The sequence below is a fragment of the Pseudoclavibacter soli DSM 23366 genome (assembly GCF_000423505.1).
Lineage (GTDB): Bacteria > Actinomycetota > Actinomycetes > Actinomycetales > Microbacteriaceae > Pseudoclavibacter_A > Pseudoclavibacter_A soli.
The window spans coordinates 245,526-269,594 of record NZ_AUIC01000003.1; the positions used below are offsets into that span (position 1 = coordinate 245,526).

General features: G+C 66.2%; 24 protein-coding genes. 6 read left to right on the top strand and 18 right to left on the bottom strand.

The window, feature by feature from the left end; all coding sequences use genetic code 11:
* Positions 1–60: 60 nt before the first annotated feature.
* Entirely contained in the window at positions 61–900 is an 840-nt protein-coding gene (locus G557_RS10805; RefSeq protein ID WP_084626881.1) for a ParA family protein, read from the top strand.
* Positions 901–956: 56 nt separating this feature from the next.
* Here G557_RS10805 and G557_RS0101145 read toward each other — a convergent pair whose 3' ends face one another.
* The 5 genes from G557_RS0101145 to G557_RS0101165 all read right to left on the bottom strand — a co-directional run bounded on the left by G557_RS0101145 (position 957) and on the right by G557_RS0101165 (position 4,350).
* The gene (locus tag G557_RS0101145; protein WP_051224007.1) at positions 957–1,499 is read right to left on the bottom strand and encodes a MerR family transcriptional regulator; all 543 of its coding nucleotides are present in this window, start codon (positions 1,497–1,499) and stop codon (positions 957–959) included.
* Between the two features lie 144 nt (positions 1,500–1,643).
* Complete coding sequence (gene ftsR / locus G557_RS0101150; RefSeq protein ID WP_028244645.1) at positions 1,644–2,345, bottom strand: transcriptional regulator FtsR; 702 nt, start codon at positions 2,343–2,345, stop codon at positions 1,644–1,646.
* Positions 2,345–2,848, bottom strand: coding sequence for an FHA domain-containing protein (locus tag G557_RS10810; protein WP_084626882.1), 504 nt, complete (start codon positions 2,846–2,848; stop codon positions 2,345–2,347). Before G557_RS10810 ends, ftsR begins: the two co-directional genes overlap by 1 nt.
* Before the next feature lie 102 nt (positions 2,849–2,950).
* Positions 2,951–3,712, bottom strand: a complete 762-nt coding sequence (locus G557_RS10815) for a glycosyltransferase family 2 protein (protein WP_051224009.1) — start codon at positions 3,710–3,712, stop codon at positions 2,951–2,953.
* A gap of 98 nt (positions 3,713–3,810) precedes the next feature.
* Positions 3,811–4,350 carry a GNAT family N-acetyltransferase gene (locus G557_RS0101165; RefSeq protein WP_036960245.1) on the bottom strand — a complete coding sequence of 180 codons (540 nt, stop codon included), beginning with the start codon at positions 4,348–4,350 and terminating at the stop codon, positions 3,811–3,813.
* Between the two features lie 102 nt (positions 4,351–4,452).
* Here G557_RS0101165 and mgtA point away from each other — a divergent pair, with 102 nt between their 5' ends.
* A complete protein-coding gene (gene mgtA, locus G557_RS0101170) occupies positions 4,453–7,089 on the top strand; it encodes a magnesium-translocating P-type ATPase (RefSeq protein ID WP_169337731.1) in 2,637 nt (878 codons plus the stop codon).
* A gap of 14 nt (positions 7,090–7,103) precedes the next feature.
* Here mgtA and G557_RS13180 read toward each other — a convergent pair whose 3' ends face one another.
* The 4 genes from G557_RS13180 to G557_RS14060 form a co-directional block, all read right to left on the bottom strand.
* On the bottom strand, positions 7,104–7,601 hold the full coding sequence (locus G557_RS13180) for an energy-coupling factor transporter transmembrane component T (RefSeq protein WP_028244648.1): 498 nt from the start codon (positions 7,599–7,601) through the stop codon (positions 7,104–7,106).
* A 225-nt stretch (positions 7,602–7,826) separates the two neighbouring features.
* Positions 7,827–8,528, bottom strand: coding sequence for an ABC transporter ATP-binding protein (locus tag G557_RS0101185; protein ID WP_028244650.1), 702 nt, complete (start codon positions 8,526–8,528; stop codon positions 7,827–7,829).
* Positions 8,529–8,549: 21 nt separating this feature from the next.
* Positions 8,550–9,326: an energy-coupling factor ABC transporter ATP-binding protein gene (locus tag G557_RS0101190; protein WP_169337732.1), complete on the bottom strand. Its 777-nt coding sequence runs from the start codon at positions 9,324–9,326 to the stop codon at positions 8,550–8,552.
* The gene (locus G557_RS14060; protein ID WP_028244652.1) at positions 9,236–9,829 is read right to left on the bottom strand and encodes an ABC transporter permease; all 594 of its coding nucleotides are present in this window, start codon (positions 9,827–9,829) and stop codon (positions 9,236–9,238) included. Before G557_RS14060 ends, G557_RS0101190 begins: the two co-directional genes overlap by 91 nt.
* Positions 9,830–9,938: 109 nt before the next feature.
* On the opposite strand from G557_RS14060, the gene G557_RS10825 reads away from it, so the two are divergent.
* A complete protein-coding gene (locus tag G557_RS10825) occupies positions 9,939–10,793 on the top strand; it encodes a siderophore-interacting protein (protein WP_051224011.1) in 855 nt (284 codons plus the stop codon).
* Between the two features lie 24 nt (positions 10,794–10,817).
* Here G557_RS10825 and G557_RS0101205 read toward each other — a convergent pair whose 3' ends face one another.
* The gene (locus G557_RS0101205) at positions 10,818–12,029 is read right to left on the bottom strand and encodes a Bcr/CflA family efflux MFS transporter (RefSeq protein WP_028244653.1); all 1,212 of its coding nucleotides are present in this window, start codon (positions 12,027–12,029) and stop codon (positions 10,818–10,820) included.
* Between the two features lie 55 nt (positions 12,030–12,084).
* On the opposite strand from G557_RS0101205, the gene G557_RS13185 reads away from it, so the two are divergent.
* Positions 12,085–12,528: a MarR family winged helix-turn-helix transcriptional regulator gene (locus G557_RS13185; RefSeq protein ID WP_051224013.1), complete on the top strand. Its 444-nt coding sequence runs from the start codon at positions 12,085–12,087 to the stop codon at positions 12,526–12,528.
* 7 nt (positions 12,529–12,535) lie between these two features.
* Here the strand turns inward: G557_RS13185 and G557_RS0101215 are convergent, their stop codons facing one another.
* Both G557_RS0101215 and G557_RS10835 read right to left on the bottom strand, forming a co-directional pair.
* The gene (locus G557_RS0101215) at positions 12,536–13,207 is read right to left on the bottom strand and encodes a LysE family translocator (protein ID WP_028244654.1); all 672 of its coding nucleotides are present in this window, start codon (positions 13,205–13,207) and stop codon (positions 12,536–12,538) included.
* A 26-nt stretch (positions 13,208–13,233) separates the two neighbouring features.
* Positions 13,234–15,282, bottom strand: coding sequence for a heavy metal translocating P-type ATPase (locus G557_RS10835; protein WP_051224015.1), 2,049 nt, complete (start codon positions 15,280–15,282; stop codon positions 13,234–13,236).
* Between the two features lie 78 nt (positions 15,283–15,360).
* Between G557_RS10835 and G557_RS0101225 the strand changes: the two genes are divergently transcribed.
* Positions 15,361–15,672 (top strand): ArsR/SmtB family transcription factor, encoded by a 312-nt coding sequence (locus tag G557_RS0101225; RefSeq protein ID WP_028244655.1) that lies wholly within the window; start codon positions 15,361–15,363, stop codon positions 15,670–15,672.
* A 53-nt stretch (positions 15,673–15,725) separates the two neighbouring features.
* On the opposite strand, the gene G557_RS13865 is transcribed toward G557_RS0101225, so the two are convergent.
* Positions 15,726–16,646 carry a LysR family transcriptional regulator gene (locus G557_RS13865; protein WP_036960611.1) on the bottom strand — a complete coding sequence of 307 codons (921 nt, stop codon included), beginning with the start codon at positions 16,644–16,646 and terminating at the stop codon, positions 15,726–15,728.
* A 67-nt stretch (positions 16,647–16,713) separates the two neighbouring features.
* Here G557_RS13865 and G557_RS0101235 point away from each other — a divergent pair, with 67 nt between their 5' ends.
* Entirely contained in the window at positions 16,714–17,817 is a 1,104-nt protein-coding gene (locus tag G557_RS0101235; protein WP_051224020.1) for an SLAC1 family transporter, read from the top strand.
* Positions 17,818–18,161: 344 nt separating this feature from the next.
* Here the strand turns inward: G557_RS0101235 and G557_RS0101240 are convergent, their stop codons facing one another.
* The 5 genes from G557_RS0101240 to G557_RS10845 are packed head-to-tail and all read right to left on the bottom strand — an operon-like array spanning position 18,162 to position 24,068.
* Positions 18,162–19,592: an L-serine ammonia-lyase gene (locus tag G557_RS0101240; RefSeq protein WP_028244657.1), complete on the bottom strand. Its 1,431-nt coding sequence runs from the start codon at positions 19,590–19,592 to the stop codon at positions 18,162–18,164.
* The gene (locus G557_RS0101245) at positions 19,589–20,938 is read right to left on the bottom strand and encodes a C1 family peptidase (RefSeq protein ID WP_028244658.1); all 1,350 of its coding nucleotides are present in this window, start codon (positions 20,936–20,938) and stop codon (positions 19,589–19,591) included. Before G557_RS0101245 ends, G557_RS0101240 begins: the two co-directional genes overlap by 4 nt.
* A 49-nt stretch (positions 20,939–20,987) precedes the next feature.
* On the bottom strand, positions 20,988–22,367 hold the full coding sequence (locus G557_RS0101250) for an aminotransferase class I/II-fold pyridoxal phosphate-dependent enzyme (protein WP_028244659.1): 1,380 nt from the start codon (positions 22,365–22,367) through the stop codon (positions 20,988–20,990).
* Positions 22,364–23,155, bottom strand: coding sequence for an ATP-binding cassette domain-containing protein (locus G557_RS0101255; protein ID WP_036960253.1), 792 nt, complete (start codon positions 23,153–23,155; stop codon positions 22,364–22,366). Before G557_RS0101255 ends, G557_RS0101250 begins: the two co-directional genes overlap by 4 nt.
* Positions 23,148–24,068 (bottom strand): amino acid ABC transporter permease, encoded by a 921-nt coding sequence (locus G557_RS10845; protein WP_084626891.1) that lies wholly within the window; start codon positions 24,066–24,068, stop codon positions 23,148–23,150. The genes G557_RS0101255 and G557_RS10845 overlap by 8 nt, the downstream gene beginning before the upstream one ends.
* Position 24,069 lies beyond the last annotated feature (1 nt).

The following is a 24,069-nucleotide window of genomic DNA, read 5'->3' on the forward strand; positions in this document are numbered from 1 at the left end:
AACCGCACGCATGCCTTCGGGTTGTGCACAGAGGCCATCAGACAGGTAGCCTAGGGTGTTGTGGACGTACTTAGTGTGAGCTCTCTCAAAGGCGGGGTCGGCAAGACCACCGTTGCCCTTGGCCTGGCCTCTGCCGCCCTAGCTCGAGAACAGCGCACTCTGGTGGTCGACATCGACCCGCAGACCGACGTGACCACTGGCCTGGCCGTCGCACCCGGCAAAGCCCTGAACATCGCCGATGTGCTGCGCAACCCCTCCCCCGATGTCGTGCGTCATGCCATCGTCTCGAGCGCCTGGACCGAACACCGGCAGACCGCCGTTGATGTACTGGTAGGCTCACCGCGTGCCATCGAGTTTGATGTGCCTGCCCCTAGGCCGCGCGACATCTGGCGCCTCGACGAGGCACTCTCTCTGCTCGAAGACGCCTACGACGTGGTGATCATCGACTGCCCGCCGTCACTCAACGCGCTCACCCGCAATGCCTGGCTGGCCAGCGACCGCGTGTTGTTGGTCACCGAGCCGAGCCTGTTCGCTGTGTCGGCCATCGGGCGCGCGCTCAAAGCCATCGACGAGCTCAGCGTCGATCAGCAGGTGCCGATCAAGCCGCTCGGTGTGCTGATCAATCGGTTCCGCAAGCAGTCGATCGAGCACGAGTTCCGCATCGCCGAGCTCGAGCAGCTTTATCCGCGACAGATTCTCGATGTGCGCCTGCCTGAGCGCGCCAGCCTGCAGCAGGCGCAGGGGTCAGCCCAGCCGGTGCACTCTTGGCCCAGTGAGTCTGGCAAAAAGATGGCCGCGCAGTTTGATCAGTTGCTCGACGAGTTCGAGCATGCGGTCAAAAATGACCCCTCGGGGCACGAACATCGCAAAACAATAAAGGGCGCGAAGAAGTCGAAGTGACCTTCGTGCAGTGATCAGGCACGGTACCTGATCGGGCTTTTTGGCAGCGTATCGCCTCAGCTGGCCGAGCGATGTGCGCGGCGTGCAGCCAACTCGTCGACATGCGTCTCGGTGGCACCGATGGTGACCAGGTTGTCTTCGACCTCACGCAGCACTTTGCCCACGGCAATGCCAAACACACCCTGCCCCTGGCTGACCAGATCGATCACCTCGTCGTTGGAGGTGCACAGATAAACACTCGCACCGTCGCTCATCAGAGTGATCTGGGTGAGGTCTTGAATACCGGCCTCGCGCAGCTGCTCGACAGCCACACGAATCTGCTGCAACGAAATGCCGGTATCGAGCAGTCGCTTCACAAGCTTGAGCACCAAGATGTCGCGGAACCCATAAAGACGCTGTGACCCGGAGCCGTGTGCGCTGCGGATAGCTGGGACAACCAGCCCGGTGCGCGCCCAGTAATCGAGCTGTCGATAGCTGATGCCAGCCGCGTTCGCAGCTACGGCGCCACGGTACCCTCGGTCTCGGTCGAGATCAGGCAGGCCATCGGTGAACAGCACGTCTTGGGGCGGAAACACGCCGGGTTGCTGCTCGTCAGCCATGTGGGGCTCCTTCGGTCTCAGATCTTCGGAACCGGTCTGGCCGGTTACCTGTGGTAAATCTACCCACGACCTGTGACGGGGTCAACGACATCGCCCTCTTCGTCTCGGCGTGTCGAAGTTTAAACGTTCACGTGAAACTTGAATTCAGTTCTCCGGCTCTTCGAGTGCCCGAATCAGCAAGGTGCGCTTGACGTCGAGCAGCAGGTCGGCCAGTGCGTTGGCTTCGCTCGAAGCCTGCGCCGCCGACTCTGCATCGCTGCGCCGAACACCCGAGATCGCATTGTGAATGAGCCCGGCCTCGCGATCTGCCGCCGCGCGCATGCCGCGCAGATGACGCGGGTCGATGCCACGCGTCTGCAGTGACACCAGCACTTCGAGCAAATGCCTGGCGTGCTGGTCGAAGCGCGTGCCAGTCGGCAGTAGCCCGGCACTCACGGCCTCGCGCAGCAGGTCTGCGCTGGCACCGGTGTGCTCAAGCAATTCGTCACGCGAGTAGACGGTCGGCAGAGCACCCTGTACGCCCGAGGCAGTGAGCATTCCCGGCAGCACCGGAGTGCGGCCAGCGTCGATCTCGGCCAGATATGTGCGAATAACTCTGAGCGGCAGATAGTGATCGCGTTGCAGGCTCAGCACGAGGTGCAGACGCTCAACGTCGGCACTGCAGAACTTGCGATAGCCAGACTCGGTGCGTCGCGGAGTAACTAGGCCCTGCTCTTCGAGAAAGCGCAGCTTCGAGGGGGTGACATCGGGAAAATCAACGGCAAGCCGAGTGAGCACCTGCCCAATGCTGAGCAGACGCTCGGCCGGTTCGGCTTCACCGGCAGCGCGACGTGCGACTGCCGCCATCACGCGATGTCGCCCTGAGCCAAGTCGTGACGCGACGGGTAATAGGTGAGCCGGTATTTGCCGATCTGCACCTCAGCGCCATCGTGCAGCGTGCTGTGGTCGATGCGCACACCGTCGAGATAGGTGCCATTGAGCGACCCGAGGTCGACAACGTCGTAGCCGTTGGCCGTGCGGCGAAACTCGGTGTGCCGACGAGACACCGTCACATCATCGAGAAAAATGTCTGCGTTGGGGTGACGCCCCACGGTGACCACATCTGAGTCGAGCAGGAATCGCGAGCCAACATTGGGCCCCTGTCGCACGATCAGCAGTGCTGATCGCGAGGGCAGTGAGGCGATTGCCTCAAGCTCTTCAGGGCTGACGCCGATGTGGATGGCCCCGGTCTGCAGCAGCTGTTTGGCGAAGGTGCTGGTGAAGGTCAGTGTGCTGTCGTCGCCGCTGACCACGGTCTGCGGGGGGACGACCGGAACCCCGTCTTCTGCAGGATGCTCTTCGCTGCTCATCGCCACTCCTTCTCGCGCTACCCGCACCAGCCTACTCGATTCCGAAAGATATCGGCGATGCTGTTTCCCCAGGTGCAACCAATCTGGAGCACTTCGAGCAGCTCACTCCGCAGGAGCCGACTCAACCGAGTTGCGTCGCTGCTCACTGAGCCGCTCATATTTGTGGCGGGTGCGCTGGTCGCTGCGCAGGTACTCGGCCTGTTTCGAGGGGCGCATCGATCGCACAATGTCGATGCTGGCACGCACTCGACCGCTGAGTCGGATGCGCCCACCGATGAGCTTCACGGCAAGAGCCACGTCGATGTCTTCGGTGACCTCAGCGTCATCGCGCGAGATGATGTCACGGATGCGCTCCCAGGTCTCATGCCGCAGCGCCATGTTGTGCCCGTACAGAAGCGGTCCGCTGCCGACGGTCAGACGGTTGTAGGCGCGAAACGCGCGATACCCCAAGTAGCCGGCCGGGGCCATCCAATGCGGCAGCCGAACCTCGGTTGCGACGCCGGCGACTGCATCGCAGCGCGGGTCGGCGGCGAACACCCGCTGCAGCCCGCTCACCCAGTCGGGCTCGACGGCGGTGTCAGCGTCGATGCGCGCGAGAATCGCCCCTTTGGCGGCATCGAAGCCCGTGGCTCGAGCTGCCGCGATGCTGCGCTTGGGCTCGCGGATGACTCGCGCACCAGCGGCCTCGGCAATCTCGATCGTGCGATCAGTCGAGCCGTTGTCGACGACGATGATCTCGTACGCAGGCACCGTCTGACGGGCGAGCGCGGCGAGGCATGCGGCGATGCGCTGCTCTTCGTTGAGCGTCGGGATGATGACGGAGACGGTCAGCGCCAGATCTCGGGCGGCGTCGGTGCGTGGCACGATGAGGTTGCACTCCTTAGCGAGAAAGACTGGCGGGGACGTCCTCCGTCAACCTACACCACATGGCGCTGGTGCTTTGGCGGCTTGCCGCGAACACCTCAGACTGGAGCAGATTCCAGATCAACGCCGTCAGCGGCAAGATCGAGCTGCAACAGCACCAGATCTCGCCAGGCCCCGTGTTTGAACCCGACGCGTTCGAGCGTGCCCGCCGAGCGAAACCCGAGGCGTTCGTGCAAACGCACACTGCCGACGTTGGATGCTTCAATGCGCGCGACCGCACGTCGCTGCCCCAGCGTGGTCAGCCCGTCGATCAGCTCGGTCATCAGGGCTCGGCCGATGCCGCCAGCCTGGGCGTCGATGTCGACGTAGACGCTCGTCTCGCAGGTCCAGTCGAAAGCCTGCCGCTCGCCGAAGGCGTGCGCGCAGGCGTAGCCGAGCACGTCGTCACCTCTGCAGGCGACCAGCCACAGGTGTCGACGCGCGGCTTCGGCCATCCGCTGGCTCATCTGCGCCGGGCTGGGTGCGACGGTCTCGAAGGTGGCGACAGACTCGCGCACGTAGTGACCGTAGATGCGCGCACATGCTGCTGCGTCGGCGGGTTGGGCGGGACGAATGACGAGTGCGGGTGTCTGAGTCACCCTTCGAGCGTAGCGAGTGCGCCACCGGAGTGTCACCGGTTGCGCGTACAGTGAGAATCAGGCGGCGAGGGCCGCCTCATGATCATCCTCCGGAGTGCACGCATGTCGAAGAAGTCTGCCGACCGCCACCCGACGCCTCACGCGCGCCCGCTGCCCTGGCGCAGTGAGGCCTGCTGGGCCAAAGACGCCGAGAGCGTCACCCACGATCTCGACAGCTCGGCCGCCGGGCTCACCTCTGCCGAGGCGGCGCAGCGTCAGGCCGAGATCGCCCGCATCGATGGGCGCGCGCATCACGCGCATCCCACTGCGGCGATGCTCGCCCGTCAGTTCACCTCGCCGATCATTCTGCTGCTGTTGGCGGCGGCGGTCATCTCGTTTCTGGTCAGTGATGCCATTGACGGGGCCATCGTCATCGCGATCGTGGTGCTTAGTGGTCTGCTCGGGTTTTGGCAGGAGCACCGCGCGGGCAGCGCTGTCAGCGCGCTGATGGCCCGGGTGGCGGTGACTGCCACCGTGCATCGCGACGGGCAAGACACCGAGGTGCCGCTGACCGAGATCGTGCCCGGCGATGTGGTCGAGCTGTCTGCCGGCTCCATCATTCCGGCTGACGGGCGTCTGCTCACCAGTGATCAGCTGCTGGTCGACGAATCGGCGCTTACCGGTGAGTCGTTTCCGGTCGAGAAGGTCGCCTCGGGCACCGTGCCGGCCGACGCGTCTCTGGCCGCCCGACGCACCGCGGTGTTTCAGGGCGGGCATGTGGTCAGCGGCACGGCACGCATGGTGGCCGTGGCCACCGGCACGCGCACCGAGTTCGGGCAGGTTTCGAAGTCGCTGACCACTCGCACGCAGGCCAGCGAGTTTCAGCAGGGGCTGGCCGGCTTTGGCCGCATGCTGCTGCGCATCATGGTGGTGCTCACCGTCTTCATTCTGGTGGTCAACACGGTGCTCGGCCGCTCGCTCATCGAGTCGCTCATGTTCGCGCTGGCGCTGGCCATCGGGCTCACCCCGCAGATGCTACCGGCGATCACCTCGGTCAGTCTGGCCACCGGAGCGCGCAAGATGGCCGAGCGCCAGGTGATCGTCAAACGGTTGTCGGCGATCGAAGATCTGGGCTCGGTACAAGTGCTGTGCACCGATAAAACGGGCACCATCACGCAGGGTGCAGCGCAGCTCGATCGAGCCGAGGCCATCTCGACGGCGCCAGCCGAGGCCGATGCACTCGATGCTGACGTGCTGCAGCTGGCTTTGGTCAACGCCGGCGGGCAGCGCGGCTTCGCCAACCCGCTCGACCAGGCGGTGCTGGCCCGCGGCAGCATGCCCGAGGGTCTGCGGGTGATCGGCGAGGTGCCCTATGACTTCACTCGCCGCAGACTCAGCGTCGCAGTGATCGACGCGCATGCCAAGCCGGGCGCCAGCGGAGTGCTGGTGTGCAAGGGCGCATTCGACCAGGTACTCTCCTGCTGCACAAACGTGCGTCAAGACGGCCACGACGTCGCACTCGACACAGTGCGAGAGCCCTTGCAGCGGCGCTTCGAGCAGCTCAGCAGCGACGGCTATCGAGTGCTGGCGATCGCCACTGGCGTGGTGCACACCTCAGGCGATGACGATCAGCCGGCCGCCGAGTTGAGCGTCGCCGACGAGCAGGGGCTCACCCTGCGCGGCCTGCTCTGCTTCCACGACCCCGTCAAAGACGATGTGCTCGAAGACATCACCGGGCTGCACGCGCTGGGTGTCACGGTCAAGGTCATCACCGGCGATAACCGCTTCGCCGCCGGCAAGGTGGCTCGCGACCTCGGTCTCGATGCCGCCGATGTGGTCACCGGCCCGCAGCTCGAGAAAGTCGATGATGGCGCACTGCAGGCGCTCGTGCAACGAGCCTCGGTCTTCGCCGAAGTCGAACCCACGCACAAGGCACGCATTGTCACGGCCCTGCGCGCCGGCACCGACGACACCGGCCAGCACACTGCGGTGGCCTTTCTCGGCGACGGCATCAACGACGCCCCTGCGCTGCACGCCGCCGACGTCGGCATCTCTGTCGACACCGCGCACGAGGTGGCCCGCGACGCGGCCGCAGTCGTGCTGCTCGACAAGAGTCTCGGCGTCATCCTCGACGGCGTTCGTCTGGGGCGCGAGACCTTCGCGAACACGCTCAAATATGTGCGAGTGACCACCAGTGCGAGCTTCGGCAACATGATCTCGATGGCCTTCGCCAGTCTGTTTCTGCCGTTCTTGCCAATGCTGCCTCGGCAGGTGCTGGTGCTCAACTTTTTGACCGACCTGCCCTCGATGGCCATCGCCTCCGACCGCGTCGATGACGAACTGGTCGAGCGCCCCGGACGCTGGCGCATCGGTTCGATCCGCACGTTCATGATCGTGTTCGGCGTGCTGTCGGCCCTGTTCGACATCATCACCTTCGGTGTGCTCATGCTGGGCTTCGGCACCGACGACACCATGTTCCGCAGCGCCTGGTTCATCGAGTCGACCCTCACTGAGCTGGCTGTGCTGTTCTCGATGCGCACCGCCCGCCCGATTCTGCGCAGTCGGCCCGGGCGTGGCCTGCTGGTGCTGAGCCTCGTGGTGGCCGTCATCACGCTCGCGCTGCCCTACTCCCCTGTTGCCGGGCTGCTCGGCATCGACGATGTGCCGTGGCCGATCTTGGGTGCCCTGGTCGTCATCACCGTGGTCTATGTGGCCGCCAACGAGCTGCTCAAACGCCGGTTCATTCTGCGACAGAAGTGAGTTGACCCCGAGGGTCAGAGCGTAGCGAGTGCCGCGGTGAGGGCCCAGGCCACGGCCACGAACATCCCGTCGCGCAATCGCAGCGGGCATGCGTCATGCACCGTTCGGCTTGGTTGGGCGCCGAAGCCGCGCGCATCCATGGCGATGGCCAGTTGATCGGCATGCCGAAAGGCGGCCATCAGCACCGGCACCGTGAGCCCGGCCGAGATGCGCCACGCGCGCAGGCGTGCACCACGCGCCCGCAGTCGTGCTTGGGCGCGCACCGTCGCGATGTCATCACGCATCAGCACGGCGAAGCGACGCCCCAGCCCGGTCACATCGAACAGACGATACGGCAGGTGCCACAAACCGATGCAGGTGTCGGCGAGCACTCGCCAACGCAGCCACACCATCGTGGCGCCGAACAGCGCCATGACCCCGACAATGCGCAGTGCACCGCCGGCGGCGAGCAGTGCGCTTGCCTCGGTCGGCCGGCATCGGCAGCCACTCGATGACGGCTTCGCCGGCGGCACGCGGCAGCGATACCGCAAAGCCCGTCCAGAGCACCGCGGCCGTCACCGCGAGCGTGAGAAACAGCCCGAAGCCGACCCGCAGACCGCGAGCGAACCCCGCGAGCACACAGATCGCCACCACGACCATGCCAAACGTGAGCCGATCGGTCACCAGCACCGCCACCATCGCTGGCAGCGGGGCGAGCGCCACGGCGGCCGGATGCACGAGCGGCTGAGCGCGCCGGCTCACCTGGGCACCTGCTCGAGTCGTCGCCCCTGCACATGCAGCCGATGCGTCGCCAAATCTGCGAAGAGATGGGGGTCATGTGTGGCAATCACGGTGACGCGCTCTGCTCTCTCGCGTTCGAGCAGAGCGCGCACCCGCGCGATGCCGGTGCGATCTTGAGAGCTGGTGGGCTCGTCGAGCTGCACGAGCTTCGGTGCTCCAGCGAGGGCACAGGCGACTGCCAGCCGCTGGCGCTGCCCACCCGAGAGGCGCAGCGGATGTCGCTCGGACATCCCGCCGAGCCCCGCCAGCTCGAGCAGCTGGTCGACCTGCGCAGCATCGGCGTCTCGAGCCCGGTCATGGCCGAGTGCCTGCGCCAGTTCGGCACGCACCGTGCGCCCCAACAGGAGATCGGCAGCTCGCTGGCCGGCCATGCCAATGCCGGCTGATATGCGTTGCCGCACTTTGGGGCGAATGCGCCGCTGTGCTGCCCTACCCCGACCGGCCAGTGCCTGCAGCAGTGTGGTTTTGCCGGTGCCGTTGGCTCCGGTGAGCAGTGCGATCGCTCCAGTGGGCAGATCGATGTCGGCCGCGTCGACCAGGGTGCGGCCGGGCACCTGCAAGGTGAGCCCTGACGCTCGCAGTGCCCTCGGTTCATTCGTAGCCGCTGCCGGTTGCGCCTGCCCGGGTACGCTGGCCGCCGTCTGATCGTCGACGCGCAACCCCAGGGCCTCAGCTCGGGCTCACTGATCGACCAGCACCTGCGGCACCGTGCCGTCGAGCACCACCTGCCCCTGATCGAGCACGAGACAGCGATCGGCTCGCTGACGATGAGCGGCCAGTCGGTGGTCGACTGCGATAACGGTGACCCCGCGCTCAACACGCGCCTGATCGAGCGCCTGTCCGAAGGCCTGCACAGCATCGGCATCGAGCGCACTCGACGCCTCATCGAGCACCAGGGCTGCGGCGAGCGCCAGGCGCTGCTGTTCTCCGCCCGATAGGCGTGCGGGGTCGTGGGTTTCGTCGAGGTGAGCGAGACCGACCAGTTGCAACGCCTCGCGGGCGCGGCGGTCGACCTCGTGGGCGGGCAGACACCGGTAGTCGAGGCCGGCTCGGACTTCGTCGAGCACAGTGTCGCGGAACAGCTGCACCTGCGGACTCTGCCAGACTGCGGCGACCAGACTGGCGCGCTCGGCGGCAGAGACGTCGGCAATATCGCGCCCATCGATCAGACACTGGCCCGACCACTCGGCGTCGGTGCCGGCGTCGAGCACGCCGATGACGGCGAGTACGAGTGTTGATTTACCTGAGCCGGTGGGCCCGGCCACGAGAGTGTAACTGCCGGCGTCGAAGGTCAGGTCGAGACCTGCGAGCACCTCGCCAGTGTCGGCGTAGCCGACGTGCAGGTCGCGGATCTCGACAGTGGCGCTCAGCGCTCCGCCTTGGCCGGTGTTGCGCGTCGCGACCCGCTTGCCTCGACCGTGAACCCGGCTTTGAATAGGCCTCTGGTGATCAGCCAAGCCAGCCAGCCGAACAGAGCGCCGGTGACGATGCGCACTGCCAGGGCGACCAGCATGAGACCGGCGTCGAGCACGCGGAACTCTTGCACGGTGAACATGAAGCCGTAGCTCATGACCCCGGCGGCGATACCCGCGATCACCGCCCACCACAGCGTGCGACGGGCACCGACGGCGACCTCGGCGCCACTGCGTCGAGCCTGCGCTCGAAAGAGAGCAAAGACCGCCTCAATGACGATAGCGGCGAGCAGGGCCATGGTGCCGACACCGACCACGGCACCGATGAAGCCAGTGATCAGAGCGGAGCCGAAGCGCGGTACGAGCAGCGCCGCGACGATGATCATCAGGTACCAAGGCACGATGGGCGCTGGTGCGCCGAGCCACGGTGCAGTGGTCCAGAACATCACACCGAGCACGCGCGAAAGGTGAACGAACGCGGCAGTGAACGCCCCGAGCACCACGCAGACGAGCAGAGAGCGGGTGGTGAACTTCTGGCTGCGCGCCATGAGGATCCTCTCGGTATGTGGCTTGTCGTCTCAAATCATGAGATGTGGGTAATGGTAGCCTAATCCGCGCAACGCAACCTTGGTCGCCTCACCGATTGGAGCATCCCCCATGGCCGAAACGAACGATCGACCGAAAGCCATGCTCGAGCGCTGGCCCGTGCGCATTCGCCAGCTGCAGCTGCTGCGCCGTGAACTCGTCACCCCGCGCATGCTGCGCATCACTCTGGGCGGCGACGAGCATGTGGGGTTCGAGAGTCACATTGCCGACGAGCACGTCAAGCTGCTGTTTCCGAGCACAGAGGCCGAGCTCGGGCGCATCCCGGTGGCCGACGGTGACCGGCTGCGGTGGCCCAAGCCACTGGTGCCCAGCCGCGACTACACCGTGCGCAGTTACGACCCGCAGGCTGGCGAAGTCGAGATCGACGTGGTGATGCACGAGCACGGCGTGGCCTCGACTTGGGCGCGCGAGGCACCAATCGGTGCCGACATCTGGCTGGCTGGGCCGCCTCGTGGCATCCGCATTCCAGCCGAATTCACATGGCAGTGCTATTTGGGCGACGAGACCGCACTGCCAGCCATCGCGCGGCGGCTGGCCGAGCTCGATGCGTCAGTGACCGGGCTCGCAGTGATCGAGATCAATGACGATGCCGAACGGCAGCCACTGGTTGCGCCACCGGGCGTTGAGGTGCGCTGGCTCACCCGTGACGGCGCACCCGCGGGCACCACCACACTGCTGGCTGACGCCGCGCGCACCATCGAGATTCCCTCAGGCGGCGGCGCATATGTCTGGTACGGCGGCGAGCAGGCGGCCATCAAACCTCTGCGCGCCTGGGTGAAGGCCGCGGGCCTTGGCGCCGGCGAGTTCGACTTCACCGGGTACTGGCGCCGGGGTGCGCACGGCAATCAGCTCTCAGCTCGTGATGTCGCCCACGCGCTGAAGCACCTGCTGCACATTCCGCACTGATCGCAACCGGGGCATCCGGCCGGCTCAGGCCGCGGCGTCGCTGCGCCCGAGCACGGAGTTCGCGGCCCGAAAGGCGACGTTTGCCACAATGGTGGCAACCAGCATGGTCACCGCCAACGGCAGCGCCGTGCCCTCGCCGCCAAGGCTGACCAGCGGCGCGACGGCCCCAGCAAGGCCGAATTGCAGCAGGCCGAGCCAGGCTGATCCAGTGCCCGAGGCCTCACGCACGGCCGACAGCGCCAGCGCGGTGAGGTTGCCGAAGACCAGCCCCAACGACCCGACGGCGATGAGCACCGGCACAATCAGCCACGTGGCGGGCAGCCCAGCCAGCACGACACCCATGATGGCTGCGATCGCCACAGCATTGATGGCAAGCCCCAGTTTTGCCTGCGTCTGCGCCGGGATGCACCCCGCCAGTCGGGACGACACCCCGCTGACGGCGGTGAGCAACAGGGCGTTAGCTCCGAAGGCCAGCCCGTACTGCAGGTGCGTCATACCCATGAGCCCCTGATACAGAAACGGCGAGGCCGAGATGTAGGCCATCATGGTCGCGAATGCGAAGGCGAACGCAATGGTGTTGCCCAGATAGGTGCGACTGCCGAGGGCGCGTCGCCGGGCTGAGCGCTGCTCGGCCGAGAGCTCACGCGCCGGCATGCCCACGTGCGTCTCACGCAGACCCGCAGCTGCCGACACCAGTGCAAAGGCACTCAGCGACGCGACAATCCAGAGCAGCCCGCGCCAGCCGATGGGTTCGGCGAGCACCGACCCGAGCACTGGCGCCACCACCGGCGCAACCCCGCCGACGACCATGAGCATGCTCATCGCCCGCGCGGCGGCCTGCCCCACCGCCAGATCGGTCACCATGGCGCGACCAATCACCATGCCCGCCGCCGCAGACATGCCCTGCACGAGTCGTGCGGTCACCAGCAGCTGGATGCCGGGCGCCAGCGCCGCGGCCACCCCGGCCAGCACCGCGATGACGAGCCCGACCAGCAGCGGACGGATGCGACCAAAGCGGTCGGAGAGTGGCCCGAAGACGACCTGGCCCAGGCCCGACCCGAGGAGGAATGCCGTCAGCGACAATTGCACCCCCGTCTCGGAAGTGTGCAGATCGGTGACCATCTGTGGAAAGGCAGAGAGGTAGAGGTCGGTGCCCAGCGGAGCCAGAGAGGAGAGCAGTGCAAGCACGAGCAGCACTTTGGTGCTGATACCGGCTCGGGGCACGGATGCGGACATACGACCTCCAGATTGTTATGATGACAGAAGTATCTTAGCGTGATTCGGAGGCGCCATGACCAGCATCACCACAGATGCACGAGCAGATGTCGCCGCGCTGATCTCGAGTATCGCCCGCCGCATCCACGACTGCGAGCAGACCGTGGCCGATGTCGCACCGCTCAGCAGCCTCGAGGTGATGGTGCTGCGCGATATCGAGCGGCACCGCGACACCAATGCCCGCGATCTGGCCCGGCGACTCAGTCTGCGCCCCAGCAATGCCAGCACCGTTATTCAGTCGCTCTGCGCTCGTGAGCTGGTGCATCGCGTGCCTGATGTGCATGACGGCCGAGTGATGCGACTGCAGCTGACCGACGCGGCCGTCAGATCGATCGCCGACGTGCGCACAGCATCCAGCCGCCTGCTGACCCCGCACCTGAGTGGCGCCAACGCCCAGCAGCTGCGTGCGCTGCTGGCTGAGGTCGAGGCCTCGTTCGAACTCGCCTGTCAGCAGCCCTGAGCACGGCTCAGCCGAGCAGCTGTGCCACAGCGAGCGCTACGAAGGTGAGCCCGATCAGCACGAACAATGCGTTCGCCCCCACATCGAGCAGACGCTCGGCTCGACCGAGCACCCGCGTGACTGCCGGCAGACTCGCCACCATTGCCACGGTCGAGAACCAGCCCAGCGTGAGCGCCATCAGCAGGGCCACGATGCCGAGGGTCGGCACGAGTTCGACGCCCTGCGAGAAGAACGGGGTGAACACCGCCACGAAGAACACCATGGCCTTGGGGTTCGAGAGGTTCGTGCCGAGCCCGCGCAGCAGCGCCCGCCTGGCCTCTTGCGCGCGGTCGGTGGGCGCCGGCACCCCCTCGGCACTGCGCGCCGGAGCGTCAGGAGCCAGCGCACGACCGCGCCAGATGGCTCGCAGCCCCAGCCCGCCGATCAGCGCCAGCAGTGCGCCGCCGGCGATCTGCATCCAGATCTGAATGTCGGGCACGAGCCGCACGATGGCCGCCAGGCCCACGATTGCGGCAACGATCCACACGGCGGTGCCGATCATGATGCCCAGCGAGGCATAAAGGCCGTTGCGCCGCGACCGGGTGAGGCTCTCTTGCAGCACCAGCACGATGTCTGGCCCCGGGGAGGAGATGGCCACCAGCCAGATGCCCACGAGGGCGGCCAGAGTGCTGAGCGTCATCAGGCCATGATAACGGCCTGGGCAGCTCAGCCGAGCTCAGGCAGCACACGGCGAATGTCGGCCTGGGTGCTCTCGCTCGGGCGGTCTTCGTGCACGATGCCGGCGTGGTCGCGGTGGTTCTCAAAGCGCAGCAGTCGCAGGGCGTTGAGCACCACCAGAATGGTCGAGCCCTCGTGCAGAAACACGATCGGCCCCATCGGCAGCCCGAGCAGCCCGGCTGTGACGAGCCCGACCACCACCGCGAGCGCGACGATGAGGTTCTGGCGAATGATACGTGTGGTCGCTCGGCTGAGGCGCACCACGAAGGGCACCCGCCCCAGGTCGTCGGCCATGAGAGCGATGTCGGCAGTTTCGAGGGCGACGGCCGATCCGGCGGCACCCATGGCGATACCGAGGCTGGCATTGGCCATGGCTGGGGCGTCGTTGACGCCGTCGCCGACCATGCAGATGATGCGTCCGCCGTCGCTCAGACCGCGGATGGCCTGCACCTTGTCTTCGGGCAGCAGCCCGCCGATCGCCCGATCGACACCGACTGATCCGCCGACTGCTTCGGCCACATGCTGGTTGTCACCGGAGATCAGCACCAGGTCGTCAACTCCGGCATTGCGCAGCACGGCGAGCGTGGCTCGTGCCTCCTGCTTTGGAGCATCCATCACGCCGATGACGCCGAGTACGGTGGTGCCGCGAGAGACGACCATTGTGGTGCGTCCCTCGGCCTGCAGTCGGGCGACCGCCTGTGCAACTGATGTCGGCAGGTCGATGCCGGCCTCTTCGATCAGTCGGGTGCTGCCGACCAGCACTTCGTCGTCGGCCACCCGGGCCCGCACACCCCGCCCGGTGACGGCGTTCAGGTCGTCGGCAGACAGCCGGGCCTCTGCGGCGACGAAGGGCGCGAGGTCGCGCACAATGGCGGTGGCCAGTGGGTGGTCGCTGAGCGTCTCGACGGCATGGGCCACGGCGGCCAGTTCGGCGTCGCTCACCCCCGGTGCGGCGATCGCCTCGGTCACGGTGGGGTGCCCCCAGGTGAGTGTGCCGGTTTTATCGAACGCCATGGCGTCGACTCGGCCGAGTGTCTCGAGCGGCAGCCCGCCTTTGACCAGCACCCCGGCACGACCGGCGCGGGCGATGCCGGCGAGCACAGCGGCGGGTGTGGCAATGGCCAGTGCGCACGGGCTGGCGGCGACCAGCACGAGCATGGCGCGGTAGAAGCTGTCAGCGAACGGCTCGCCGAGCACCACGAGCCCGAAGGCCAACACCACGAGCACGGCAAGGATGACTGCGGGCACGTACCAGCGCTGGAATCGGTCGATGAAGCGCTGGGTGGGCGACTGGGCGGTATCGGCCTCGGTGACCAGGCGCACGACCCTGGCGAGCGTGGTGTCGGCGGCGGATGCCGTGACCGACATTTCGAACACGGCTGGCCCGTTGACGGTGCCGGCAAATACTTTTGAGCGCGCCGGGATGCCCGCGACATTCGCCGCCGCACGCTGCGGATCAACGACTGGCGCTTTTTCGACGGGAATTGACTCGCCGGTGACTGCCGACTGGTCGATGGAGGTGGCGCCGGTGAGCATGAAGCCGTCGGCAGGCACCCTGGAGTTCGGGCGCACCACCACCACGTCGCCGACTTCAAGGGCTTCGACGGCACGTTCGCTCAGCTCGCCGTGGGCGCCTCGCACCGTCGCGGTGCGTGGCGTGAGTTCGCCGAGCGCCTCGATCGACTTGGTCGCCCGAGACATCGCATACTCTTCAAGAGCGTGGCCGATGCTGAACAAGAACAGCAGCACCGCACCCTCACCCCAGCGCCCGATAGCTGCCGCACCGACTGCGGCAACGATCATCAAGAAGTCGACTTCGAACCGACCAGCGCGCACCGACCGCCAGGCGCTGCGCACGGTGAAGAAACTGCCGAAGAACCCTGCGGCGACATAGAGCCCGATGACCACTGCCTCGGGCGCACCGAACGCGTACTCAGCCAACAGCCCAGCGAAGTAGGCCACGCCCGAGGTGATGGCGAACCCCAGTTCGAGGCGGCTGTCGTCTTCGGCCTCAACAGATGTCTGCGACTCACTCATATAATAAACATATCACAATGTATGAATATGTAGTGCGGCAGACGACGCTCTCGGGCATCCATCTGGTTGAATCAAAGGATGGAATCAGAGAAGGCGGGCATGCGACTGCAGGCCACCGACGCCGAGCACATCGCCGAGGTGATGAGTGGCCTGTCAACGCCTGCCCGGGTGCTGATTCTCGCCCGCCTGCTCGAGTCTCCGGCGACCGTCAGTGAGCTGGTCGACGAGCTTGGCATGTCGCAGGCGACGGTATCAAACCATCTGCGCATCCTGCGTCATCTGAATCTCGCCGCGGGCGACCGCGCCGGCCGCAACGTCGTGTACCGGCTGCAAGACGATCACGTGCGCTCGATGATCGAGCAGGTGCTGCGCCACATTCGGCACGCCTGAGCGCACGACGGTCAGCGGACACTGCTCAGCAAGCCACGCTCAGCGGGCCACGCTCAGCGGGCCACGCTCAGCAGCGCGCGCTCCAGTGCGCCGAGCTCGTCTCGATCCCCGCGCCACAGTGCGGTGATCGGGCGTCGCAGGCGGTGACCGCCGATGCGCACCGCGACCAACGCACCGCGCGCCAGGTCATGCTCGACTACGAGCACGCTGAGCACGGCAGGCCCAGCCCCAGCAATGACGGCCGACCGGATGCCCACCGACGATTCCAGCGTCATCACCGGCGCCGTCGCGCGGCGCGGTGCCAACGCAGCCTCGAGCGCATCGCGGGTGCCCGACCCCGGTTCGCGCAGCACCAGTGGCGTCTGCGCCAGTTCGGCCGCAGTGACTGCACCGGCCTTCGCCCAAGCATGATTGGGCGGCACCACGAGCACGAGTTCGTCCCAAGCGACGGTGGCCGTCGACAGGCCGTGCGGGGCGGCAAGCGCATGCGTGACCTGCCTGGTCGACTCGACGAAGCCGAGCCCACACGCGCCGTCTGCGGTCAGGCGCGCTACGTCGCGGCTGTTCCTCGGCAGGGCGATGACGCCTGAGACAGGTGCGCCCATACGCCCGGCACGCGCCAGCCAGCCAGGCAGCAAGAAGTCCGCGACAGTGCGGCTAGCAGCAATGCGCAGCGCGTTTCGGCTGCCAGCCGGGTCGCGGGGCACTGCGGCAGCCGACAGCGCGCGCTGCCAGTCAGCGGCCGCCGAGCGCAGCACACCGGCTGCAGGCAGCAGGCTGCGTCCGCTCTCGCTCAGCTGCGCTCCCCGGGCTCCCCGATCGGCCAGGCGCACTCCGAGGCCAGCCTCGAGCCGGTCAAGCCTGGCCGACGCCGCCTGCTGCGAGACTCCGAGTGCATGCGCGGCCTGGCTGATCGAGTTCATACGACCGAGCGCCACCAGCAGCGCTGCGTCGTCGAGCGGATTCTCAGTCACAATCTGAAATTGTACCTGCGGCGCCCACAACTCGCTCGAGCGCCCCACCCTGGCGCACGATGACGGCATGTCCCCTCTCTTTCGCGACCTCGACTCTCCGCGCGACATCGTCTCCAACCTCACCCCGAACTGGTTTGCCAGCGTGATGGGCACCGGCATTGTCGCGAATGCACTCGTCGCACTGCCTGGCGGTGGGCGATGGGCCGCGGCGCTCGCGCTGGCGATCTGGCTGCTCGCCGCTGCACTGCTTGCGGCGCTGACCGTGGCCACGATCGCGCACTGGGCGCTGTTCCCGGCCACGGCATCCACACATCACCGCAACCCCACGATGGTGAACTTCTACGGCGCAGTGCCCATGGCGATCATGACCGTTGGCAGTGGCGCCCTCAACTGCGCGCAGCCGCTGCTTGGCACCCACCTCGCCTGGCATCTGAGTGCCGCGCTGTGGACCATCGGAACCGTGCTCGGGGTGGCGACCGCCGCATCCGTGCCGTTTCTGGCATTCACTCGACTGCGCGTAGGCAGCGAAGACGCTTTCGGCGGATGGCTGATGCCGCTGGTACCACCGATGGTCTCGGCTGCCGGCGCGGTGCCGCTGCTCGCGCAACTGCAGGGGCGCTCCCCCGCGCTCGAACTGCTGCTGGTCGCCGTGCTGCTGATGGGCATGACGTTCTTTCCGGCGGTGATCATCATCACCATGCTCTGGAATCGCCTGATTCTGCACAAAGTCGGTGCCTCGGGTAAGGTGCCCACGCTGTGGATCGTGCTCGGCCCGCTCGGACAGACCGCCACCGCCGCAATCGGGCTGTCTCGGCACGCTGCCGATTTTGTCGCCGACGGTGCGGTGGCCCACGCGATCGAGCTGGCCGGGCTCGGCTTCGGGCTGCTGGTGCTGGGCTTCGCACTGTTATGGACGTTGGTCGTCGGCGTGATCACTCTCGGCACGCTGCGCGCCGGAATGCCGTTCAACCTCACGTGGTGGTCGTTCACCTTCCCCGTGGGCACCGTCACCACGGGGTTCGCGGGGGTAGCTCAGGCGACCGGGTCTGGGTTGATGGCGGTGGTGGCCTGGTGCTGGTTTGTGCTGCTCGCAGGTGCGTGGCTGACCGTCGCCACCCGCACCTTCGCCGGCAGCGTGGTACGGGGCACGCTGCTTGCGCCCAACAGATAGGTCGGCTGGGCTGGGCTCGGCTGGGCTCGGCCCGGCCCGGCCCGGCCCGGCTCGGCCCGGCCCGGCTCGGCCGAGCCTCACCGCAGGGGTGAAAACCCGCCGCAGGGGTGAACCTCCTTCACCCCCACCGCACATTCCGGCAAATCTTCACCCCCACTGCACACGCCCCTCAGGGGTGACGCAGCGTCACCCCAGCCGCACACGCAAGCCCCAGCACCGGCGCCCCCCCCTCTCCCGCGCTGGCAGCGTCACCCGGTTCACCCCCGCGCGCACGTTTTCACCACAACAGCCCGGCCAGGGGCGAAATCATGCACGCAACAGTGAAATCGCGCGCACGCCACGGCTCAGCACTCGACCACGCTGACGGCCAGCCCGCCGCGCGAGGTCTCCTTATACTTCTCCGACATGTCGGCACCTGTGCGTCGCATCGTGTCGAGCACTTCATCAAGCGTGACCCGATGCGATCCGTCGCCTCGCAACGCCAGCCGCGCAGCAACCACCGCAGTGTTCGCAGCCACGGCATTGCGCTCGATGCACGGAATCTGCACCAGCCCACCGACCGGATCGCAGGTGAGCCCTAAGTGATGCTCGATGGCGATCTCAGCAGCGTTCTCCACCTGCTCCGCCGTGCCACCGAGCGCATCCACCAGCCCTCCCGCAGCCATGGCACACGCACTGCCGACTTCGCCTTGGCAGCCGACCTCCGCCCCCGAAATCGACGCCCGCCTGCGACAGAGCACCCCGATCGCAGTGGCAGCCAGAATGAGACGCCGCCGCCGCTCGGGCAGTTCCACGGCAGACACTTCAGAGAAGTGCTCCAGCCAGAACAGCACAGACGGCAGGATGCCCGCAGCCCCGTTGGTAGGTGCGGTCACCACTCGGGCCCCAGCGGCATTCTGCTCGCTGACCGCCATCGCCGCAGCGGCGAGCCACTCCGTTTCCAGCTCTCGCGTGTAACCGCCCGCAGCCTCCAGCTGTTGCCTCACCTGTGCGGCCCGTCGCGGCACGTTCAGCCCGCCGGGAAGCACGCCCGTTGCCGAGAATCCGCTCTCGACGCAATCACGCATCACCCCGAGGGCGCGATCGATGCGCTCGTCGAGTTCGACGTCGGCAGTTCCACGTGCGTTCTCCAGTCGCCGCATCGCACCGCTCACGCTGGCCCCACCCTCGCACATGGCCAACAGCTGCGCACCTGAGTGAAAGTCATACCGATCATTCGGCGTGTGGATGCGGTCGCGATTTCCCCTGTCGTCTTGCGTCGACTCCGCGCCGGTGGTGACCCCGGCCTCACGTGAGTCTTCCCACTGCACGGCCCCGCCGCCAATGGAGTAGCCGACAAGCCGCAGCAACGTGTGCCCGTTCGCATCTTCAGCCGCAAAGCACATGCCGTTTGCATGCCCGGGCAGCCGCGTGAACGGATGCATCACGATGTCGTCGGCGGCAAAAGCGACCGCATGCGATCCATTGAGAAGCAAAAGATCTCCACCCGCAATCTGAGCCAGCCGATGATCACGCTCGGCGAGATCGAGAGTTTCGGGGGCTCGCCCTTCGAGCCCCATCAGCACTGCGCTGAGGGTACCGTGCCCGCGGCCGGTCGCCGCCAACGATCCGTAGAGGTCAACGCGCAGCAGCGCCACCTGGTCGATCACATCTCGTTCGGCCAATCGCGCAGCGAACCGTTTGGCAGCAAACATCGGCCCGACCGTGTGCGAGCTTGACGGACCGATGCCGATGCGGAACAGATCAGCGACGCCGATGCGCTCGACATCGTTCATGCCAGTGCGCCCATGGGGTCCCACGCCGGAAGCGTGATGACCTCGGCGTCGGCGTCCACGATGCCGCGTTCGGTCTCGTCGAGGTCAGACCGGCGCACCGCGACCTCAAAGACGTACTCGTCGAACCAGGAGTCAGCCATCACGAAGAACCCTTCTTCGCCACGCCCTGGCCCCCAGCTGTTCTCGACCCGCCAGCGCAGCGGCGTCTCATCGTCGGTCAGGTCGACACCGGTCAGCAGCATGGCATGAGTCATCTGCGACTCTCCGGTGCGCACCCGCTCCTCTTTCGTCAGCGTCAGCGGCACCTGATACACATCCTCGTAATCCAGCAGGTTCGCTGCCCAACGTCCCTCAGCGCGCAGCTCCTGCTGCGCCACGTCACAGCCGAACCACACGGGCTCACCCCGCTTCAGGGCCTGCACCGCCAACTTCTTCATCCGCGCTGAGCTGACGTTCAGATAACGCACCGGCCGGCCACCCACCACATTGCCCAGATGCTCAACAGTGAGCAGCGCCCCTTTAGGATGCTCCGGTCGCGGGTCGTCGACCAGGCACACGTATTCTTCGAGCGGCAGCCAGCACGCTCGAGCGAGGAACTCCTGCGGCTGCTCTGACACACGGTGAAAGTCACCGCGGTCGTCACGCCATTCCCAATCAACTCGTTCGGGTGGAGTGCCCAGGTGCACCGTCAGGATCGTGTGAATGTCGCTCAGCGCCTGCTCCCGACGAATCGACACCTCTTGGGGGTCATCGGCGACTTCACGCAAGTCGAGTGCAGCCCGGCGCAGGCGTTGATGCAGCCGCGCATTCATATGCTTCGAATGCGACGACGCGTATGTCTCTGGCATCAGCTGCTTCGGCACTGCGCCATGACGCAGCAGCACACTCACCGCCATATCCCACTGCCCGCCGTCTTCCAGCGGCCCGGCCAGCAGATGGCTCATCAGCCGCCCGTCGAGTGGCTGATCTGCGGTGGCGACGATCTCGTCGAGCAGCAGGTTGGCCCGCTCGAGTTTGTCCCAGTACATCGCGTGGGTCTGGCTGAACTCGAAGTCTTTGACACCGAGGCGCCCTCTGGCATCGGCACGCAGCAAGTTCAGAATCGCGAACAGCCAGCAGCGCCCGCTCTCATACTGGTTGGTGACTTTCCAATCGTCAAGATGCACCGAGACCTCGGAGCGCAGCGAGAGCAGCACCTCATGATCGACGGCGACCTCATCGACATCCTGACGAGCAAGCGCGTTCTGCACGGTGCGGTTGCGAGAGTCTGCCAAGAATCTGGCGCGAAGCGTCGCAAGCCTCTGATCGTCGAGGCGGTGAGAGTCGGTACGGGGGAAGTCAATCATTCTCTGGTCTTTCTTGTGGTGTCTTGTTGTGTGTTGTGAGGGCAGGCGGTCACCCCGGTCGCTGGCGCCTCACACCGTGCGGGTCAGCCCGAGTCGCCTCAGCCAGCACGTCGGCGAGTGCAGGTGCAGCCTCAACAGGCACGCGCAGCGATGCGACACGAATGTGCGCACTGTCCGTCTCGCCCACGACTGAACCGTGACCGCCCAACGCAGCGATTCCGGCCGCGGCCAGCCTTCTCAATGCGGCATCCTCGTCGACCACGCGCAGCCAGACGCACAGTCCCGTCCCTCCAGCCGCGAGCACACCGCGCTCTGCAAGCGCCTGCACCAGCGCTTCATGCCGCTTGCGGTATATGTCTCGGGCGTCATCGACGACACCTCGGCCATTTGCCGTCGTCATCAACTCAGCGAGGGTCTGCTGCAGAATTCGCGAGGTCCACTGCCTCGTCGATCGCACGACCGGCTCGATCTGATCGGCATGGGCATCTCCCGTGCCGATCACCGCCAGTCTCAGGTCAGGCCCCCAGGCCTTCTCATACGAACCGATGTGCACCGTCTGTTGCGGAAGCCTTGTCGCCAGAGTGTGCAGCGGCGCAGGCGACAAGTCGTTGACCTCATCGCATTCAATGACCGTGCATTCCGGGTGCGCCGCGAGCGCGAGCGCCAGTGCGTCGGCATTCTCCTCTCCGAGCGACCAGCCGGTGGGAATCTGCGAACGCGTCTGAAAGAACAGGGCGACGGGGCGCAACCGCAGGGCCTGGTCTACAGCCTGTACGTCGGGGCCGCCGTGGCGATACGGAATGGGAATGACCTCTAGCCCGAGTTCGGCGAAGATTTCAAGATACTGCGGGCTCGTCGGGGTCTCGACCAGCACTCGGTCGCGCGGCACCGAGATGGCCTGCAGCACCGACCACAGGGCATCCGAAGACCCACTGGCTGCGATCAGGCGTTGGCCGATGTCAGGATGCACCTGCCGCACCGCGTCGGCGAGTGCCGGCAGCGCTGGTTCGTGGTAGTACTCCTCAAGCTGTTCGAGACGTCTGACCGCATGCAACGCCTCAAACAGATCCGGCAGAAATGCCGGATCAGGAAAGACGGCACGCAGATTCCCCGTTTGGAGCCCCGCTATCGCAGGCGCTGCAGCAGCGGGCGCGAATGCCTCGCCCTGCCCGATCACACGGATACCACTCTTTCCGCGGCCGGCGATCAGGCCGCGTCTTTTGAGCAGTCGCCACGCCGCAGACACCGTGGCCGGACTCACGTTCAGGCGTTGCGCAAGCTGACGAATGGGCGGCAGCCGGTGACCGGGTGTCATCTCGCCGGTGCGGATGAGCCCGGCCACGTGGCTGGCGATTCCTCTGGCCGAAGCGTCGACGATGTCTGAACGACGCAAGCCGGGGGCATCCGCCGAAGCCGCCCGTTCGATCATGCGCGTGCTCCCAGACCGAGGAATGCCCGCGTGACGTCGGTACGAGGGTTGTCCAGCACTTCGCGGGCCTCGCCCTGCTCGACGATGCCGCCTTGTGCCATGACCACGACCCGATCAGCGGCCTCGTGTGCGAAGCCGATCTCGTGAGTGACGACGAGCATCGTGACCCCGTCTTGGGCCAGCTCTTTCATCACTGAGATGACTTCGCCGACGTTGCTCGGGTCGAGGGCCGACGTGGGCTCATCGAAGAGCACCAACTTCGGCCGCATTGCCAGCGCGCGTGCGATCGCGACCCGCTGCTGTTGCCCGCCCGACAGTTGTGCCGGATAAGCGTCTTCTCGGTCGCCCAGCCCAACGCGATCCAACAGTCGTCGCGCGGTCTGCTCGGCCTCTTCACGGCTGACGCCACGCACATGCCGTGGCCCCTCGGTGATATTGCGCAGCGCCGTCCAGTGCGGAAAGAGGTTGAAGCTCTGGAATACCATCGACATCTCCTGCCGTTGGCGTCCCATCCGCCGCTCCCCGAGAGCACGCAGTCCTGTGCGCTCCTGCTCGTATCCGATCAACTCGCCGTCAAGCCACACCGACCCGCCGTCTGGCCGCTCGAGCATGTTCGCACACCGCAGCAGCGTGGACTTTCCCGCACCAGACGGGCCGAGCAGTGCGACGGTTTCGCCTGGAAGCACGTCCAGGTCGATTCCCGTGAGCACTTCACGTCCGCCGAAGTGCTTGCGCAGACCGCGCATGCTCAGCACTGGCCGCACTGCGGCTTCACTCACATCACTCATCGTCATCTCCTCGTGTCGCCGCCGGGGCGTTCGGTACCGCGGTTCGCGTCGCGGCGATTGGTCTGCTGCTGCGCCCGTAGTGACGCTCGATGAAGTGCTGGCATACGTTCAGCACACTGGTGATCACCAAGTACCAGATGCACGCCACAATCAGCAGCGGGATGGTCTGGAAGGTTTCGTTGTAGATCTCCTGGACCGAGAACAGCAGTTCGCTGCCGCCGATCACACTCACCAGCGATGTGCCCTTCGTCATGCCAATCACCTGGTTGAACATCGGGGGCACGATGAAACGCGCCGCCAGCGGCAACCGTACCCGGAAGAAGACGGCGACCGGGTTCATCCCCAGTGAGCGCGCGGCTTCGAGCGGTCCGTTGGGCACCGAAAGGAAACCTGCGCGGTAGATCTCCGCTTGGTAGGCCGCCTCATGAAACCCCAGGCCGATGACCGCGGCGACGATCGGCGTGATGACGTCATTCGCCTCGGCTGAGATCAGCAGCGGCCCGAACGGGATGCCCAAGCCGATCTGCGGCAGCACCAGGCCGATGTTGAACCAGAAGATCAGCTGCACCAGCTCTGGCGTGCCGCGGAACACCCAGATGTACCCCGAAGCGATCGACCGCAACAGCCTGCTGTCAGACATCTTCAGCAAGGCGAGCACGCCGCCGAGCACGATGCCCAGCAGCATGCCCCACACGGTGAGTATGCATGTGTTGTACACACCACGCAGGATCGACGGGTCGAGCAGATGTGCGGCGACCACCGGCCATTCGAAATTGGGGTTGGTGACCAGCAGCTGCACGATCTGTGCGCAGAGCACGACCACCACGACGCCGGTGGCCCAGATCCACGGCCGACGCACCGGTTTCGCCGCTGCGATGTCGACTGCCGGTTCAGCGATGGAGTGCGCGCTCATC

What these genes read in the sequence shown, in the direction of transcription:
- G557_RS13185 (WP_051224013.1), top strand. Translation starts at nt 12,085, where the DNA reads ATGACCAGCATCACCACAGATGCACGAGCAGATGTCGCCGCGCTGATC.
- G557_RS0101255 (WP_036960253.1), bottom strand. Translation starts at nt 23,155, where the DNA reads ATGAGTGATGTGAGTGAAGCCGCAGTGCGGCCAGTGCTGAGCATGCGC.
- G557_RS0101205 (WP_028244653.1), bottom strand. Translation starts at nt 12,029, where the DNA reads ATGTCCGCATCCGTGCCCCGAGCCGGTATCAGCACCAAAGTGCTGCTC.
- G557_RS10845 (WP_084626891.1), bottom strand. Translation starts at nt 24,068, where the DNA reads ATGAGCGCGCACTCCATCGCTGAACCGGCAGTCGACATCGCAGCGGCG.
- ftsR (WP_028244645.1), bottom strand. Translation starts at nt 2,345, where the DNA reads ATGGCGGCAGTCGCACGTCGCGCTGCCGGTGAAGCCGAACCGGCCGAG.
- G557_RS0101225 (WP_028244655.1), top strand. Translation starts at nt 15,361, where the DNA reads ATGGAATCAGAGAAGGCGGGCATGCGACTGCAGGCCACCGACGCCGAG.
- mgtA (WP_169337731.1), top strand. Translation starts at nt 4,453, where the DNA reads ATGTCGAAGAAGTCTGCCGACCGCCACCCGACGCCTCACGCGCGCCCG.
- G557_RS0101240 (WP_028244657.1), bottom strand. Translation starts at nt 19,592, where the DNA reads ATGAACGATGTCGAGCGCATCGGCGTCGCTGATCTGTTCCGCATCGGC.
- G557_RS0101250 (WP_028244659.1), bottom strand. Translation starts at nt 22,367, where the DNA reads ATGATCGAACGGGCGGCTTCGGCGGATGCCCCCGGCTTGCGTCGTTCA.
- G557_RS10825 (WP_051224011.1), top strand. Translation starts at nt 9,939, where the DNA reads ATGGCCGAAACGAACGATCGACCGAAAGCCATGCTCGAGCGCTGGCCC.
- G557_RS0101245 (WP_028244658.1), bottom strand. Translation starts at nt 20,938, where the DNA reads ATGATTGACTTCCCCCGTACCGACTCTCACCGCCTCGACGATCAGAGG.
- G557_RS0101235 (WP_051224020.1), top strand. Translation starts at nt 16,714, where the DNA reads ATGTCCCCTCTCTTTCGCGACCTCGACTCTCCGCGCGACATCGTCTCC.
- G557_RS10810 (WP_084626882.1), bottom strand. Translation starts at nt 2,848, where the DNA reads ATGAGCAGCGAAGAGCATCCTGCAGAAGACGGGGTTCCGGTCGTCCCC.
- G557_RS14060 (WP_028244652.1), bottom strand. Translation starts at nt 9,829, where the DNA reads ATGGCGCGCAGCCAGAAGTTCACCACCCGCTCTCTGCTCGTCTGCGTG.
- G557_RS10835 (WP_051224015.1), bottom strand. Translation starts at nt 15,282, where the DNA reads ATGAGTGAGTCGCAGACATCTGTTGAGGCCGAAGACGACAGCCGCCTC.
- G557_RS0101215 (WP_028244654.1), bottom strand. Translation starts at nt 13,207, where the DNA reads ATGACGCTCAGCACTCTGGCCGCCCTCGTGGGCATCTGGCTGGTGGCC.
- G557_RS0101145 (WP_051224007.1), bottom strand. Translation starts at nt 1,499, where the DNA reads ATGGCTGACGAGCAGCAACCCGGCGTGTTTCCGCCCCAAGACGTGCTG.